The organism is Streptomyces sp. NPDC055189 (assembly GCF_053606765.1).
In genome coordinates, this window is record NZ_JBSGSG010000020.1 from 40,848 (window position 1) to 57,888 (window position 17,041).

Consider the following 17,041-nt stretch of genomic DNA (forward strand, 5'->3'; position numbering starts at 1 on the left):
CGTGGAGGTCGGATCGTGACGGCAGCAGAGACGCCCTCGCCCCCCAAGCCGGGCCCACCTCCACACAAACAGCGCTGGTTCCAGCCGCGCCGCTCGAGCCATACGTGGGAGCAGGAGGGGCTCGACCACATCCGGCAGCTCATGCCGGCCAACGAGCCGTACCGGGCCTGGGCGACCTTCTCCTTCACCGCTGCTTCCGGCCGCACGAACGAGTGTGATCTCTTCATCGCGGTGCCGGGCGGCCTCTACCTGCTCGAGCTCAAGGGCCACCCCGGCAGCGTCGTCAACCACGGGGACACCTGGCAGTTCCACGCCGACCGTGTCCGGACCATGAAAAACCCGCTGCATCTCACGGACCTGAAGTGCAAGGAACTCAAGGGTCAGTTGGAACGGGCCGCCCGGTCCGTCGGTGTCGACCCCCGGCGGGTCCCGTTCATCAAACCTGCCGTCTTCCTGCACGCCTCGGGTCTCGCCAGCGGTCTCGATGAGTTCCAGCGCATCAACGTCTACGGGCGGAACGACGGATCCAGCGGTCTCGACAAGGTCTGGGACGACCTACTCGGCCGGCCGCCCGAGAGGGAGAGCTGGCGGGTCACCCCGCAGACCGCCCAACTCCTCGAGCAGCTGATGCAGAAGATCGGCATCAGCCACTCCATCGCCCATCTGCGTTTCGGCGACGACTGGAAGCTCGAGCCGCGCGCCCTGGACGCGGGCCCCGGCTGGGAGGACCGCCTTGCCGCACGCGACGATGGGCTGGTCCAGGAAGAGGGCAGGGTCCGTCTCTACCTCGTCGAGCAGATGGCGACGGAGGCGGCCAAGCAGGCCGCCGACCGTGCAGCCCGCCGTGAGTACCAGGTCCTGCAAGGCATCACCCACCGCGGGATCGCGCAGGCCGTGCAGATCCGCGAGCATCAGGGCGGACCGGCGATCCTCTTCCGGCACCGCCACAGCGATCTGCGCCTTGACGCCTACCTCGACGCGTACGGAGGCAGGCTCACTCCGGAGATCCGTCTGGACCTGGTCCGCCAGCTCGCCGAAGCACTCCGGTACGCCCACAACCGGTCCCTTTACCATCGGGCTCTGGCCGCCCGTTCGGTGTACGTCTCGGCCAAGGACGACGGCCGCGATCCTGTCGTCTGCATCACCGACTGGCAGACCGCGGCCCGCGACTTCGACACCACCTCGATGCGGTCCATCGGCGACACTCCGCTCGACCCGAACCTCATCGAGGACGCCGCTCAGGTGTTCCTCGCACCGGAGACGGACCACGAGTTCGCCGATCCTGTGGACCTGGACCTGTTCGGGCTCGGCGCGCTCTCCTATCTCCTGCTCACCGGCGAGCGCCCGGCCGCCCAGCGAAGCGCCCTGATCGAGCGTCTGTCGGCGGAAGGCGGGCTGCACCCCTACGCCGTCGCCGACGGGCTCTCCGACAAGCTGGACGACCTGGTCTTCCAAGCCACCCGGGCCGAGGTGAACGACAGGCTTCCATCGGCGGAGCGCTTCCTGGACCTCCTCGACGAGGCAGAGCAGGACACGGCCGTTCCGGAGAGGGTCTCCACGGAGAGCGATCCTCTCACCGCTCTGCCCGGCCAGCCTCTCGATGCCGAGTGGAGCGTTAAGCGCGTCCTTGGTACCGGAGCTACTGCCAGAGCCCTGCTCGTAGAGCGGGTGGTGGACGAACTCGAAGGCCCGGCAGGCGAACCGGCCTACGAGGAGCGAGTCTTCAAGGTCGCACTCGACCGTGATAAGGACGCACGTCTGTACGCGGAGGCCCTAGCACTCAAGGCAGTGGGCGGCGGGCGCATCATCCGCCTCCTGGACGAGCCCCGTGAGATCGCGGGCCACACGATTCTGGAACTCGAGTATGCGGGGGAGAGCTCTCTCGGCGCCCGACTGCGGGGTGAAGGTCGGCTCACCTACGATCAGTTGGAGCGCTACGGCAACGATCTCTTCATCGCCCTGGACCAGCTTTCCGCCAAGGGCATGCGGCACCGCGACATCAAGCCGGACAATCTCGGCCTGCACAAGCGCAGCGACGGCTCATGGCAGCTGATGCTGTTCGACTTCTCCCTTGCTGACGCCTCCGAGCGCGACATCAGCGCCGGGACCCGGGGATATCTCGACCCCTTCCTCGGCAGCGTCCGCCGCTCTTTCTACGACGATCACGCCGAGCGGTACGCCGCCGCCGTCACTCTCCACGAAATGGCCTCCGGTGAGCGCCCTGTATGGGGAGACGGACAGACTGATCCACGCATGAGCGAGGCCATCGAGCTCTACGTCGCCGCCGAACTCTTCGAGCCCGGACTGCGCGACGGTCTGACGGCGTTCTTCCAGCGCGCGCTACACCGGGACGTGGACCGGCGCTTCGACAGCTTCCAGCAGATGGAAGACGCCTGGCGGCGCATCTTCCGTACGGCGGATTCGGCGAAGCCTGCCACGACGCAGGCCACCGTCGGGGCTGTGGCCGCCACCACGGAGGAGGCGCGAGAGACAGCAGCTGCGGCGGCGGAGCTCAGCACTGGACTGGAGGCCGCAGGCCTCTCTCTGCGTGCGGTCTCCGTCGCGGGCGGCCTGGGGGCCGGTACCGTCGAGGAACTGCTTGACATCCCTCCGCACACAATCTCCCGTGCGCGTGGCGCCGGCGCACTGGTCCGCAGGGAGCTGAACCGTCGGCACAAGCAGTGGACGGCGATGCTGTCCCGCAGCGCCGCGCAGCCCGAGCCCTCCGTCCCGTCGACGACGGAGAGTCCGGCGTCCGACGCAGGGGATCCGGAAGCCGAGGCGCAGCGCATCGCGCGTGAGTCAGTGGATTCTCTGGCCGCACGGCTCGCCCCGGCCCCGGCACGCAAGGGGAATCTCCGTCCCGAGGTCGTAAGGCTCACGCTCGGTCTCCCGCGGTCCAAGGCAGAGGGAGGCGCGCTCTCTCCACTAGGCCACTGGCCCCCGCAGACGGCCGTCGCAAAGCACCTCGGCAGCAGCCAGCCGACCGTCTCGCGCCACCATGTCGCCGCGATCGAGGAGTGGAGCGCAACCGGTTGGCTCGCCGCGGTCCGTGATGAGCTGGTGCAGACCCTCGTCCAGGCGGGACGCGTTCTCACGGTGCAGGAGGCGGCGGCCGAGCTGCGTATCCGGCATGGAGCCGGCGATGACGCTGCTGATCGAACCCTCGCCAGGGCTTTGGCCGTTGTCCGTGCCGCTGCCGACGCGGAAGTCCTTCAACGCGGTGTCGACGCCGACCATGAGCCGCGCCTCGCCGTCCTCCGCCGCGGCTCCCGCGTGCTGCTCGCCCTGGAGTCGCTGCCCGGTACCGATGACCCCACTCCGCAGGAGCTCGCCGATTACGCCGCTGCGCTCGGCACGGCTGCCGATCGGCTCGCGGACGAGGATCCGCTGCCGGGTCGCGGCACGGTCGTGCGCACCCTGCGCGCGGTCGCCGCGCCGGAGGGCATGACGCCGCTTGCCGACACCCGCCTGGTGGCACTGGCTGCGGCGGTCGCCCAGGACGCAGCGGCCTCTCCGCGTCTTGAGCTCTACCCCCAGGCTCTCGGCCTCGCCCGCGCTCTGCGCATTTCCCAGGCCGCTGCCGGAGTACGCCGCGAGACAGGCATCTCGATCACCGAACTGCTGTCCAGGGTCAACGCGCGTTTTCCGTCGCTGGCCATCGCCGACGCACCCACCCACATCGAGGTCGAGGACGCACTGGCCGAGGCGGGCTTCCCACTCGAATGGGACGCCGCGCGCAAGCGCTTCTTCCCGCCGGCCGCTGAGGGCGCCCGCTGGACGAGCTCCACCTATACGCGGACGAGTGTGCTCGTCGCCGAAGCGCAGGCCGCGGTGGCGGCGGGGCGCGATCCGCAGCTGGTGCTGAGAGCAAAGCTTGCGACGGCAGCCCAGCGAGGTGGCTTCCTCGCTCTCACGCTCAAGGGCGTCGATCTGCCTGGCGCGGCCGAGATGCTGGCTGCCGAATTCAACGTGACGCCGGTGGACCTCAACGCCGAATTCCTCGGTACGTTTCGTATGCTCGCGGACGAGCTGGGCACAGACTGGTCGAAGGTCCTGCGAGCGGACACTGTTTTCACGGAGTCGGGCGAGCTCAAGCCCGGTCTGCGTTCGTACAGTCAGCGTGTCACGGACAGACTTGCCGAGCGGTTGAGGTCGATGGCGGAGGAGTCGGGCCCGAAGGCGGTGCTCTTCGTCCACAACGCCGGCCTGATCAGCCGCTACTACGAAGGCGGCGGTCATGACCTCCTGGTCGGCCTCCAGCAGTCTGCCCGCCGCCCTGCCGAGGCCCCGCACGGGCTGTGGTGGCTGTGTCCCATGGAGGACCCGAAGCAGACGCCGTCCCTGGACGGCCGGACGGTCGAGGTGGTGGACCGGGCTACGGAGTGGGCCGTACTGGACTCGCTCTTCCTCAAGGGACTTCGCGCAGGCGTGGCGTGACGATACGGCTGTGATCAACCCTTCACTCAGTGGAGTGATGGCCGTAGGATTCTACGCTTATGGGGGATCAGCGGGATTTACGCGGCTGGTGTGCGGGACGAACGTCCTTGGTCGCGGTGTTGCCCTGGTCGCACATGGGACGTTGGGGACGTCTGCATGCCGACGACCCCAGAGGTGACAACAAGCAAGGACGAACGTGACGACTCCGGGCACCTTTGGCGGCGGCGAAGATCTGGCTCGGCTCAGGGAAGTCCTGGCGGGGTGGCGTACGTCCCTCGTGGACCTCAGCGGACGCAACCGCCTGCTGAATTTCCGGCACACCCGGAGCGCGACCCTCGAGATCACCTCCCCTTCGGCCGAGATTCTCGCAGGGGGGCTGGTTCGCGGATGGGACTTCGCCCCGCTGCCGGACGAAGAGCCTGAGTCGGAGGAGGGGGACGGAGGGCAGCCTCAGCGCCCGGTCGAACGCGTCGATCGTGATGGCGGAATCGTCACGCAGAAGACCACGAGTCCTGCACTACACCGCGCGCTGCTCAGTCTGCGCAGCAAGTCGACGCAATTGTTCAACGACTACGGCTTGTGGACCCTCCATCTCGGTGTCGGCATGCTCCACTGGCGCGAGGACGGGGCGGAATCGGGCAGCGACGCGCCGCTGATTCTGTTGCCGGTCCGAGTCGAGCGCACCGCGAAAGGCCGAGTCCGGCTCATCGCGAACGATGAAGAGGAACCACGGCTCAATCCGGCTCTCAAGGTGAAGTTGGAGCAGTTCCACATCGACTGGACTCCGGTCATCGAGCAGGAACCCACAGACATCGCGGGGGTGTTGAGGGCAGCTGCCAGCTCGGTGGCAGGCAAGCCGGGGTGGCAGGTTCGGCCGCGAGCGGTCGTGTCGCTGTTCGCCTCGCACAAAGAAGCCATGTACCAGGACCTGCTGGAAAACGAGAGCCACGTCCTGGGAAGCGACTTGGTGAAAGCCGTGGCCCTCGGGCCGCGGGCGGGGCTGGCTCCCGACCGTTTCGACTTCGAAGAGATCGAGCTCGACCGTATCGACGAACTGAGTCCACCTGAGGACAGCCCGCTGGTCCTCGACGCGGACGCCTCTCAGCGGCAGGCCGTAGCCGCGGCCGTGGCGGGGCGGTCCTTCGTTCTGGACGGACCTCCCGGAACCGGGAAGAGCCAGACGATCACCAACATGATCGCCGGTCTGATGCACGCGGGCCGCAGTGTGCTCTTCGTCAGTGAGAAGGCCGCAGCCCTGGATGTAGTGCTCGACCGCCTGCGCTCCGTCGGTCTCGATTCGTACGCCCTCGCCCTGCACAGCCACAACACGAGCCGGAGAGCAGTAGCTCAGGAGCTGGGGCGTGCGCTGGAGGAGGAACCGCGCGCACCGCAGCTCTCACAGCAGGCCATTGCCCAAGCGCGCGAAGCACGCGTGGCCTTGAACGCGTACGCCGAGGCGATGAACGAGGCCCGTGAACCGCTGAGGCAGACCCTTCACGACGTGATCGGTCAGGTGGGGCGCCTGTCCGATGCGCCGGTGGCCTACCTGACCACTTCGGCCGCTGATGCCGAGCAGCAGGAAGCTTTTCAGGCCGAGCGGCTCACCGCCCGGGATCTGCAGCTGATCGTTGACGCGACGAAGGCGATCTCCGTCGCGTGGGAAGCGGTCGCCGACCCGACATTCCCGTGGCGCGACCTGCGGGCGGGTGAGGTTCATCCACGGCCCGCCCTCGACCAGGCCAAGGCCGCGCTCGACGGACTGACCACTGCGGTGGCCCGCTACCCGGCCCTTGCCCCCGACGGCGAATTGATTTCCGACGAGCCCGGTCTGAGCAGGCTGAAGGCGTTGCTGCAGCTCATCGACTCGCGGCACGAAGCCCCTGAACACTGGCTGACGAACGAGGACTTCACCGATGTGGTGGACGGTCCGGTCGATGCCTTCACCGTTGAGCTGAGGAAGGTGCACCGCACTCAGACCGCCGCGCGGGCAGCGGCTGGTGAGCGGTGGGAAGAGCTGTCGACCCGATTGACGCCGGAGGTGGGCGACAAGGAGCGTGCGCTGCAAGCACTCGCGCCCTGCGGGGTCGATCCGCTGGAGCTCACCGAGGAGCGGGCAGGGGAGTTGTCCCGGGAGTTCGCGGCGGCAGCGGACGCGCTCGATCGCATGCACCAGGGCCTGATGGGCATCAGCCAGTCGATGGGTCTCGACACCCCTGGCACTTTCGAAGGTGCCAAAGACGTGTGCCGCATCGTGGCTCTGGCGGGCGGCGCGCATCGCCCGTTGGAGCCATGGCTGCATCCCGCAGGGCTGGCCGAGGCCGACCAGGCGGCCGAGGGCGTGACCGCTGACGCTCTCAGCGCCTTCTTCTCCCGGCGCGATCAGGTGCTGTCCGCGCAGGCGCTGGCGACCGCCCAAGCGGGTCCGGGGTGGGCGGACCTCGGCCCGGACCTGGCCACACAACCACCGGCGAGTGAGAGTGCCCTCGCCCAACTGCAGCCCGCGGGATTGGACGCGACGTCCCTGTCTTGGCGGCGAGCAGGCGAGTTGGCCGAGTGGTTCGACGTGCTGTCCCGCACAGTGGAGGTGGCAGGGCAGCGCGCCGCCTCCGCTGCCGCGCTGCTCGGCTGCGCTGAGCCCGCGACCACGGCCGAGGCCGAGGAACTGGTCGCACTCGTAGAGCTGGCGAGCGCCTCGAACCGGACTCTGGCTGCGTGGCTGGACCCGCGTGTGCTGTTGCTCGTACGAGAAGCCGTTGCCGAGATCAAGGATGCTGCCCGCGAGTTGGCCGAGGCGGAGCAGGCGGCCCGTGACACGTTCCGGCCCGAGTCAGTCTCCGCACCGGAGTTGCGGGAGACGGTCCAGCGATTGCTGGACGGCTCACGGGGCATCGGCGGCATGCTTTCCGGCAGTGTCCGCGCGGACCGGAAGGTCATCGCGGGGCTCACCGTCACGGGTGTGTGGCGCACCGAGCTCTACGAGAAACTGCCGCTCGCTGTCGCATGGCACTCCGCCTACCACCGCCTGAGGTCGCTTGCCATCGCCCACGCCGACCTTCTCGGCCGGTATGCGGGAACAGAACTGCCCGACGATGCCGGGCTGCAGGATGCTTTGGCGCACGCGGAATCCGTCCACCGGCTCGCTCCAGGAACGGTCACGGACCCGTACCGTCGAGGCCTGCTGGCCGCTCAGGTGGCCGACGGCAATGCTCCGGCAGCCGAACTCCTCGAGCAGGGTGCGGTGCTCGGTGGTGAACTCCGCACCTGGCGGATGGACTTGACCCGACCGTACCTGTCGGTGAACGCAGATGAGCTGATCAAGTGCACTCTGGGCGACGCCGGCAACTGGCTGCGCGCCCACCTCGGCCCGCTCCATCACGCCATCACACTCCTTGACACCGTTACGACCGTGGGCCGTCGTAGCGATGAGGCCGGCGCAGAGCACACCCTCTCGTCCGCTCGCACCGCCATCGCTCTCGCTCACGCGGCACAGCGGGAAACGGCTGCGTTCGATGCTCGGCAGGTGGCGGACCGCCAGCTGCTGGGCCCTTGGTACCAGGGGCTCGGCACGGATGCGGGCGGACTGGGTGTCGCCGCACCGGGTGGCGCGAGCGATTGGGATTCCGCTCATGAACTGCTGCGCCGAGCACTGGACGTGAGTCGACAGAAGCAGGGCTCGAGCGCGACCGAGCAACAGCGTGGTTTGTTGGGACGCTACGTCGACGACGGCTGCCCCGACACTCAAGCGCTGTGCACCGCGCTCGACGCGGCACGGGTTGTCGCGCGTCTGGCGCCCGCCACGCTGGCAGATCCCGTCCGTCGGACGCGGCTCTCGGAATCACTCGCAGACGGTCGGCCGGTGCCGGGCGAGCTGCTGCGGCAGGCGGAGCGGGTGCGCGCCGAACTGGATGACTGGCACAGCCAGGCGCAACAGCCGCTTCTCACGGCGATGGCCTCCGCGCTCCTCGCGCGCCCTCTCGACGAGGTCGCACGGTGGTTTCGCGCTCATGTAGAGCCTTTCGAGGACGCGGCCGACCTCATTCACTCCGTTGCCCGTGTGGCTGACGGCTCGATCGGTCTGCCTCTCTCCCGGGCGCGTGGAGCGGTGCGCGCAGTCGTGACCGCGCGTGCTGCCGAGGCGAGCTTCGCGGAGAACGACGCCACGTATCGAGAGCTGCTCGGCGACCTCTATCGAGGGACGGATACAGACCGAGAGCAAGTCCTGGATGCCTTGGACTGGGCGCAGAAGGTACGACGGACAGCGCAGGGTGGTCGGTCGGCCGCACTGTCTCCGGAAGCCGCGCGCACGATGCTGACCGCTGCTCCGGACACGTCCGTTGCGCGCCGCCATGACGAGTGGGTGCAGCAGAGTGCCACCCTCGCGGGATTCTTCGAGGACGAACGTGCGGAGAGCGTTCGCCGTGGGCTCGGACGCTCCTTGCACAAGGCCCGGAAGCTGCTCACCCGTCTGGACGACGATCCACACGGTCCCGAAGCCTGGACCACTCGCGCCGATGCCCTCAACCGACTGCGACGCTACGGGCTCGAGGGGCTACCGGCCCAGCTTGCGCAGCGGGACGTTTCAGCCGAGGACTTCCCCGCCGCCGTGGAGCGCGCGGTTCTCACGGCCTGGGTGGAACACCAGCTGGCCGTCGACGTCCGGCTGCGGCCCATGCGTGCCATCGAACGCGACCAGTTGGTGGAGCGCTTCCGTACAGCGGACCGGGACTTGGTCCAGGCTGCCCACGCCGACGTCATCGCGGTGTGCAACTCCCGTCGCCCGCGCCGTACGTCGGTCGGCCAGGCGGCCATCATCCGGCGTGAGTCGGAGAAGCAACGCAAGCACATGCCGGTCCGCCGACTCCTGAGCGAAGCCCGCGAAGTGACCCGGCTGATCAAGCCCTGCTTCATGATGAGCCCCCTGACCGTCAGCCAATACCTCCCGCCGGACTTCAGGTTCGACGTCGTCATTTTCGACGAAGCGTCTCAGGTGCTGCCGCAGGACGCGGTGAACTCTGTGTACCGCGGCAGCGCGCTCATTGTCGCCGGCGACCAGAAGCAGTTGCCGCCCACGTCGTTCTTCAGCGCCGCCGGTGACAGCGACGATGACGACGAGTGGGACGAGGACGGCAGCGACGGCTTCGAGTCCGTTCTCGACGCCTGCAAGGCCAGCGGGGTACTGCGCGGTCTGCCCTTGCGATGGCACTACCGCAGCCGCCACGAGAACCTCATCGCCTTCAGCAACCACGAGTTCTACGACAACTCCATGGTGACCTTCCCTGGCGCGCTGGAGCAGAGTCCGGACGTCGGGGTGGAGTTCTTCAAGTCGGACGGTGTCTACGACCGCGGAGGGCGCAGCAACAACCCGGGCGAAGCCGCGATGGTCGCCCAGCGAGTCATCCACCACTTCGCGACCCGCCCCGGCCGCACACTCGGCGTCGTAGCTCTCTCGAAGGCGCAGGCCGAGGCCATCGAGGAAGCGGTGCAGAAGGCACGGGCAGCCCGCCCCGACCTGGACCGGTTCTTCACCGACGACCGACTCGACGGCTTCTTCGTGAAGAACCTCGAAACCGTCCAGGGCGACGAGCGAGACGTCATCATCCTCTCGGTCGGCTATGGCCCGGACCACCAGGGCAAGTTGCGCTCGACGTTCGGCCCGATCAACAGGGACGGCGGCTGGCGGCGCCTCAATGTCGCCGTCACCCGGGCGCGACGGAGGATGGAGGTCGTCGCCTCGTTCTACGGAGGCGACCTGCCGGACAGCGCCAACAAAAGCGTCTGGCACCTCAAGCGGTACTTGCAGTACGCGCAGCACGGCCCCCAAATTCTCCAGACCGAGGCGGCCGACTTCGACGCGGAGCCGGAGAGTCCCTTCGAGGAAGAGGTCCTTGCCGTGCTGCGGGACTGGGGTTACTCGGTCCAGCCGCAGGTAGGCGTAGCCGGGTTCCGAATCGACATGGCTGTACGTCATCCGGGCGCCCCGGGGACGTACGCCCTGGGCATCGAGTGCGACGGCGCGATGTACCACTCGTCGCGCGCGGCCCGTGACCGCGACCGGTTGCGCGAGTCGGTGCTGCGGGACCTGGGCTGGAAACTGCACCGGATCTGGGGCACGGACTGGTACCGGAACCGGCGGGATGCCATGGCGCGGCTGAAGGCTGCCGTGGAAGCGGCGTGCGCGGAGGATCCGCACGCGGTGAGGGCGGACGCGGTGGATGCGCCTGCGGCGGCGCCCGAGCCTGATCATGATCTGGTCGAGGAGAGGGTGGCTGAGTCTGCCGCTGTTGCTGCCTCGGTCGTCAGGGTGAGTGCGTCGGCCAGGGTGGAGTTCGTGACGGTGGACGAGGGGCCGTCGTCGTGGAGCCGGGAGTACGAGGAAGCGGAGACCGCCGAGCTGGTCAGGATACGGATCGCGTCGGCCCGTCGACGCATGCTGCAAGGGATCGAACTGCAGGATCCCGAGGCCGCGGACGTCGTCGCCGATGTCGCACTGCACGCCATCCAGGTGGAGGGTCCGATCGTGGAGGACCTGATCTTCACGCGGGTCCGCTCGGCTTGGGGTCTCGCCCGTTCGGGACAGATCGTCCAGGACCGCATCCGAGAGGTCCTGCGGCGGATGGTCAGCCGGGGCACGATCGTCCGGATCGGTACGGCGTACGACCGCCCGGGGCGTGAGGTGGAGTTCGCGCGTACACCGACGGAGTGGTCTGAGCGGAGGGTCGGGCTGGTGCCGGCGGTAGAGCGGCAGCTGGCGCTGCGCCGTGTGGCCGAGGAACAGCTCGGCGTACAGCGCGAGGATCTGTTGCGGGAGGTGGCTCGCTTCTTCGGCTGGACCCGCCTGGGCGCGGAGATCAGGGACGCGCTGACGGGGGATGTCGACGAGCTGATCGAGCAGGGATTCGTAGAGGAAACAGACGGTGGTTTGATGCCTGCACAAGGTGACTGAAGTATGACTGTGGGTTGTCTCCAGCCGCCCGGAGGCGACCCGCTGAGCTGGCACGATTGGGTGAGCAGTCATGCGATGGAACGTGAGCGAAGGTAGGACTCCCCGGTGGACAAGGCCGCACTGCTGAAGGATCTGCGGAAGCAGGTCACCGCACTGGAAGACGATCTGCGGGAGCGGACCGAGTCGGTCGACGAGTTCCGCGCGGATTTTGAGCGGGAGTATGCGGCGGCGCGGGAAGCGAACCGTACTGCGGCGACGTACGGGGCGTGGCGCGACGAGCGGGTCATTCAGGTTGCAGCCGCGTGGGTCCTCGCGACGGTGTTCGTGCGGTTCTGCGAGGACAACGGGCTGGTCGAGGACCCGTTCATCGCAGGGCCGGGCGAGCGGCTCACGGATGCGGAGGAGCTACAGGCGGCGTTCTTCCGGAAGCGGCCCGAGCTGAATGACAGGGACTGGCTGGTCGCGGGTTTTGAGGCGCTGGCCGAGTCGCATGAGGCTGTGGGCGGGCTCTTCGATCGGGGGCACAACCCGCTGTGGGAGTTGAGCCCCTCGTACGAGGCGGCGACTCGGCTCCTCGCGTTCTGGCGGGAGCGGGATGCCGAGGGTGACATCCGGTACGACTTCACGGACCAGGAAGAGCTGGACACGCGGTTCCTCGGCGACCTGTATCAGGACCTGAGCGAGCATGCGCGGAAGACGTATGCGCTGCTGCAGACGCCGGAGTTCGTCGAGGAGTTCATCCTTGACTTGACGCTGGAGCCTGCGGTCGAGGAGTTCGGTCTCGACCCCGAATGGAAGTACGTGCCCAGCAAGCGGGAGGGCCGCGAGCCCGTCGCGCGGGGACTGCGGTGTATCGACCCCGCTTGCGGGTCCGGCCACTTCCTGCTGGGCATGTTCGAGCGGCTCCTGCAGAAGTGGCGGGCGGTTGAGCCGGGCACCGAGGACTGGGTACTGGTGCGGCGGGCGTTGGACTCCGTCCACGGGTGCGACAAGAACCCGTTCGCGGTGGGGATCGCCCGATTCCGGCTGCTTGTTGCAGTACTGAAGGCCTGTGGCGACGACGAGCGGCGGTTGGCGGCGCTTCCCGGGTTTCCGATCAACGTGGCGGTGGGGGACTCCTTGCTGCACGGGCGTGGGATCGAGTCCGTGACAGAGACGCTCGACACGCTGTTCGCGGGAGACGGAGACGAGCGGACGTTCGCGTACCGAACCGAGGATGTCTGGGACTTCTCGGACGGGGTCGACCTGCTGGGACGGGGCAGCTACCACGTCGTGGTGGGCAATCCGCCGTACATCACGGTAAAGGACAAGCAAGAGAACAAGAACTATCGCAAGGCGTACGACGCGTGCGCGGGGACGTATGCGCTGTCGGTGCCGTTCGCCCAGCGGATCTTCGAACTGGCCGTACGCGGCGAGGGTCTGCAGCCTGCCGGGTTCACCGGGCAGATCACGGCGAATTCCTTCATGAAGCGAGAGTTCGGCAAGAAGCTGATCGAGGAGTACTTCGTCAGCGACCGCGTAGGCGTGACGCTGACGCATGTCGTCGACACGTCGGGTGCCTACATTCCCGGGCACAGTACGCCCACCGTGATTCTGGCAGGGCGTAACCGCGTGCCCAGCGAGAAGAATACGATTAGGGCGGTGCTGGGTGTTAGGGGCGAGCCGGAGCAGCCGAAGGTTGCCGCCGAGGGGCGGGTCTGGAGGGCGATCCGTGACCAGACCGGCGAGCAGGAAAGTGAATCGGAGTGGGTGTCTTCGATCGACGCGGCCTATAAGGCGTTCGCGACGCATCCGTGGTCGCTGAGCGGTGGTGGTGCCGGTGAGCTGGCCGAGCGGATCACTCGGTCGTGCGAGCCGCTGCGTACGCGCATCGAGAAGCCGATTGGGAGGGCGATCCGGGCGGGAGCGGACGAGGCGTTCGTGCGGCCGTTGCGGCCGACCTTGCGGACAGTTCTGGATCGGCGGGCGCTGAGGCCCCTGATGATTGGGGAGGTCGTGCGGGACTGGGCTGCCGACCCCGTGGACGGGATTTGGTATCCGTATGACAGTGCGGTGACGCCTGTGGCGATTGAGGCGGAGCTCTTTCCGTGGCGGACGTTTTTGGCTGCACGGCGGACGTTTCAAGGGGATATTGCAGCGGCAGGGCTGCAGTGGTGGGAATATATGCAGCATACGGCATCCGCCTATCGGACGCCGCTGTCGATCACGTTCGCATTTGTGGCCTCGCACAACCACTTTGTGCTCGACCGGGGCGGGAAGGTGTTCAAGCAGTCCGCTCCGGTTATCAAGCTGCCGGAGGGCGCGTCGGAGGAGCAGCACCTGGAGTTGTTGGGAGTGTTGAACTCGTCGGTGGGGTGTTTCTGGCTCAAGCAGGTGAGCCACAGCAAGGGCAATGCCACCGCATCGAGCGGGATGCCAGATCAACCGTGGTCCTGGAACTGGGAGTTCACGGGCACTAAATTGCTGGACTTCCCACTACCCGCCGAGCTGCCCCTTAATCTCGGGTGCAGCTTGGATTTGCTGGCTCAAAAGGGGGCTGATTGTGAGCCTTTTGCTATTGCCGCGGCTGGGATCCCTGGCCGCGCCAGCTTTAGGGTGGCGCGTGAGGTGTATTCCTCTGTGCGTGCCCAGATGATCGCGCTCCAAGAAGAACTGGACTGGACCGTCTACGGTCTGTACAACCTCCTCACCCCCGATGAAGTGGCTCGTACAACATTGCTCAGCCAGGTCGACATCCCTGAAATTGTCGCGGGAGAGCGGGCATTTGAGATTGTGCTTGCGCGAGACGTGGAGGCCGGCCGAGTCCACACGCGATGGTTCTCGCATCATGGTGTAGATCCCACCACCGAGATTCCCGCCCACTGGCCTGATGCCTACAAGGGCGTCGTGCAAGCCCGAATCGATATCATCACATCCCGTATGGATATCGCCCTTATCGAGCGACCCGAATGTAAGCGTCGATGGGCATCCGATCCTTGGGAGAAGAAGGAGAAGGAAGCCCTCCGCACCTGGTTGCTCGACCGGTGCGAGGACGAGAAGCTCTGGTTCGGTCTGCGGGATGGGATGCGGCAGCCCCGCACCCTCACTGTGTCCCAACTTGCGGATGTCCTCCGCCAGGACGCAAACGTACAGGCCGTTGCCGAGCTGTATGCCGCCGATCACCTCGGCAAGCGGGACGCGACCCTGGCGACTGTGCTGGCCGACGTCATCGCCACCGAGCACGTGCCCTACCTAGCCGCCATGCGCTACAAGGACTCCGGCCTCCGTGCGCGTGAGCAATGGGAGAACGTATGGGAGCTACAGCGTGAGGAAGACCGTACCGGTAAGCCGCTTGGTATCCCCGTACCGCCGAAGTACGCCTCTGGCGATTTCTTGAGGACCTCCTACTGGTCCCACCGCGGAAAGCTAGACATCCCGAAGGAGCGGTTCATCTCCTACCTGGGCGCGTCGCCGGATTCCGACCCCACCCTCCTGCTCGGCTGGGCGGGTTGGGACCACAAAGACCAGGTCCAGGCTTTGGTAAACCTCATTAACGACCGTACGGACAAAGATTCTTGGGAGGCGCCCCGCCTCGCACCGCTGCTCGCCGGTATTCAAGAAATTATGCCCTGGGTGCACCAGTGGCACGGTCAACACGACGAGGAATGGGGTGGTACTCCGGCTGAGGAGTACCAGATGTTCCTCGACGAGCAGGGCACAAAGTACGGGCTCTCTGCTGATGACCTCAAGGCGTGGCGCCCCTGACTTCTCTGTCCTGGTAAGGCTTGCGGCTCTTCGGCTACATTCCATGAGCCGCAAGCAGACGGCTGTTCACCTCGGCCCTTGCGCGGCGAACCCTATGAAGGTCATCCAGCTTTGAGGTGAAACGTGCAGGGGCGGTCGAGTCCTATCCTTCGAGTCACGGACGTGCACCGTTTCGGGGCAGGGCGCAACCTCGACGCACTCGCCGCCCTCCTCGCTGCTGTAGCTACTCTTGCGCCATATCAACCGGGGCGCTCCCTGAACACATTCGTCGGCCCTCATACCTTTCCCAGCACCTTCTCGACGTACGCCGATGACTTGCGAGGCGTGAGCGCCTGAGCCCGGATGATCACGTACTTCACCTCAAGAGCCCTGACAAGTTGTCGCTCGGTGTGCAAGCGGCTGACGTTCTGCACCTCGACATAGGCGATCCTCCGCCCTTCCCGTGTCTCGATCAAGGTGAACGGACCGGCCATACCAGCATTCTCCTCCTGGGCGAGAGGCATGACTTGAACCTCAACGTTCCGTCGCTGGCCAGTCAAGAGGATGTGCTCAAGCTGGCCTCGCAGCACCGGTCGGCCGCCGATCGGGCGCCTCAGTACTGCCTCATCGATAACGAAACTTACGAGGGGGGCAGGGCGACCGCACAGGATCTCTTGTCGCGTAAGCCGTGAGCACACTCGCTGCTCGATGATCTCCTCGTCCATTGGCGGTCGCATCATCATGAAGACGGCACGCGCGTACTCCTCGGTCTGCAACAGCCCTGGCACCGCCTGATTCGCGTACACATGCAGCTCAACCGCCTCCCCCTCCAACCGCGCCGCATCCCGAAAGAACGCCGGATACTGCGCCCGAGCCACCTCCTCCTTCCCCGCCTTCAACACCCCACCCGCATCCAGCACTTCATCGGCCCGGTCGATGAACTTTGGCGGCGCAATCCTCCGCCCCTGCTCGAACGACGCAATCGTCGATGCCGAGTACCCCGTCAACGCCCCGAACTCCGCCCGCTCCATCCCCACCCGTAGCCGGCACAACTTCAACTGCCGCCCGAACACATGCAGAATCCCCGCCCCGAACTCGTACTCCGCAGCCCCCAAGCCCTCAGACCCTTCAGAGCCCTCCGAGTCCGCCCCCACCCCAGACTCCGCCCGTCGCTGCCCCTGCTCATCCATGCCAGGCACCTCCGTACAGCCGTAAAAGGACGCACCGAACCGATCACCGCACCTCGCGCGCCCAACGCAAAGCCTCGGAGTCGGTCACGCCCCACCCCACGTACAAGCGCACCGCCAACACGTACAGACCGCATTCGCCAGCACGTTCCTCCTGGTCAAAGCTACGCACGTACCGGGACCGTCGACCCCATGAAGCACGCAACTCAACTCGACGGGCATATGCCACAACAGTCTGAACCCGCAAGGCTGTTCGTCATGCGGTTCACGTCAACCCCACGCGGCGCACGACTCGCCCGACGCCTCGTATCCCACCGCCTCGACACCTGGGGTCACCCCTACGAAGCCGGAGCGAACACCACCGTCACCCTCATCGCCGCCGAACTCACCGCCAACGCCGTCACCCACGGCCACGTTCCCGGACGGGACTTCAGCCTCCGCCTGACTGCGACCGACCGCGACGCAGGCACACCCCACCTCCGTACTCTCCGCATCGAAGTCACCGACACGCGAACCGAGAACCAGCCACCTTTCGAAGCTCCCGACACCCCACCCGACGCGGAGGCAGAGTCGGGCCGAGGCCTTCTCCTCGTCGCCCACCTCGCCACCCGCTGGGGCGTCGAACCCCGCCCCGCAGCCCCCGGCAAGACCGTATGGGCCGAGTGGGCGTCGAGGTAGTGATCGATTTCTGGACGGGCCTATGCCTGTCACAAATCCCTTACGGCAATATTCGCCTGATAAGCCATCA

Annotated in this window: 6 protein-coding genes; 4 read left to right on the top strand and 2 right to left on the bottom strand. The window is 66.8% G+C overall.

Annotated elements, in window-relative coordinates; all coding sequences use genetic code 11:
* The first annotated feature begins 15 nt into the window (after positions 1-15).
* The 3 genes from pglW to pglX all read left to right on the top strand — a co-directional run bounded on the left by pglW (position 16) and on the right by pglX (position 15,127).
* Positions 16-4,440 (top strand): BREX system serine/threonine kinase PglW, encoded by a 4,425-nt coding sequence (pglW, locus tag ACWFR3_RS17555; protein WP_453735461.1) that lies wholly within the window; start codon positions 16-18, stop codon positions 4,438-4,440.
* A gap of 196 nt (positions 4,441-4,636) precedes the next feature.
* Positions 4,637-11,383: a DUF3320 domain-containing protein gene (locus ACWFR3_RS17560; RefSeq protein WP_453735462.1), complete on the top strand. Its 6,747-nt coding sequence runs from the start codon at positions 4,637-4,639 to the stop codon at positions 11,381-11,383.
* 105 nt (positions 11,384-11,488) lie between these two features.
* The gene (gene pglX / locus ACWFR3_RS17565; RefSeq protein ID WP_453735463.1) at positions 11,489-15,127 is read left to right on the top strand and encodes a BREX-2 system adenine-specific DNA-methyltransferase PglX; all 3,639 of its coding nucleotides are present in this window, start codon (positions 11,489-11,491) and stop codon (positions 15,125-15,127) included.
* A 66-nt stretch (positions 15,128-15,193) separates the two neighbouring features.
* On the opposite strand, the gene ACWFR3_RS17570 is transcribed toward pglX, so the two are convergent.
* Together ACWFR3_RS17570 and ACWFR3_RS17575 are read right to left on the bottom strand one after the other, a co-directional pair.
* Positions 15,194-15,406, bottom strand: a complete 213-nt coding sequence (locus ACWFR3_RS17570; RefSeq protein WP_453735464.1) for a DUF397 domain-containing protein — start codon at positions 15,404-15,406, stop codon at positions 15,194-15,196.
* On the bottom strand, positions 15,403-16,296 hold the full coding sequence (locus ACWFR3_RS17575; protein WP_453735465.1) for a helix-turn-helix domain-containing protein: 894 nt from the start codon (positions 16,294-16,296) through the stop codon (positions 15,403-15,405). Before ACWFR3_RS17575 ends, ACWFR3_RS17570 begins: the two co-directional genes overlap by 4 nt.
* 255 nt (positions 16,297-16,551) lie before the next feature.
* Here ACWFR3_RS17575 and ACWFR3_RS17580 point away from each other — a divergent pair, with 255 nt between their 5' ends.
* Entirely contained in the window at positions 16,552-16,971 is a 420-nt protein-coding gene (locus tag ACWFR3_RS17580; RefSeq protein WP_453735466.1) for an ATP-binding protein, read from the top strand.
* Positions 16,972-17,041: the final 70 nt, after the last annotated feature.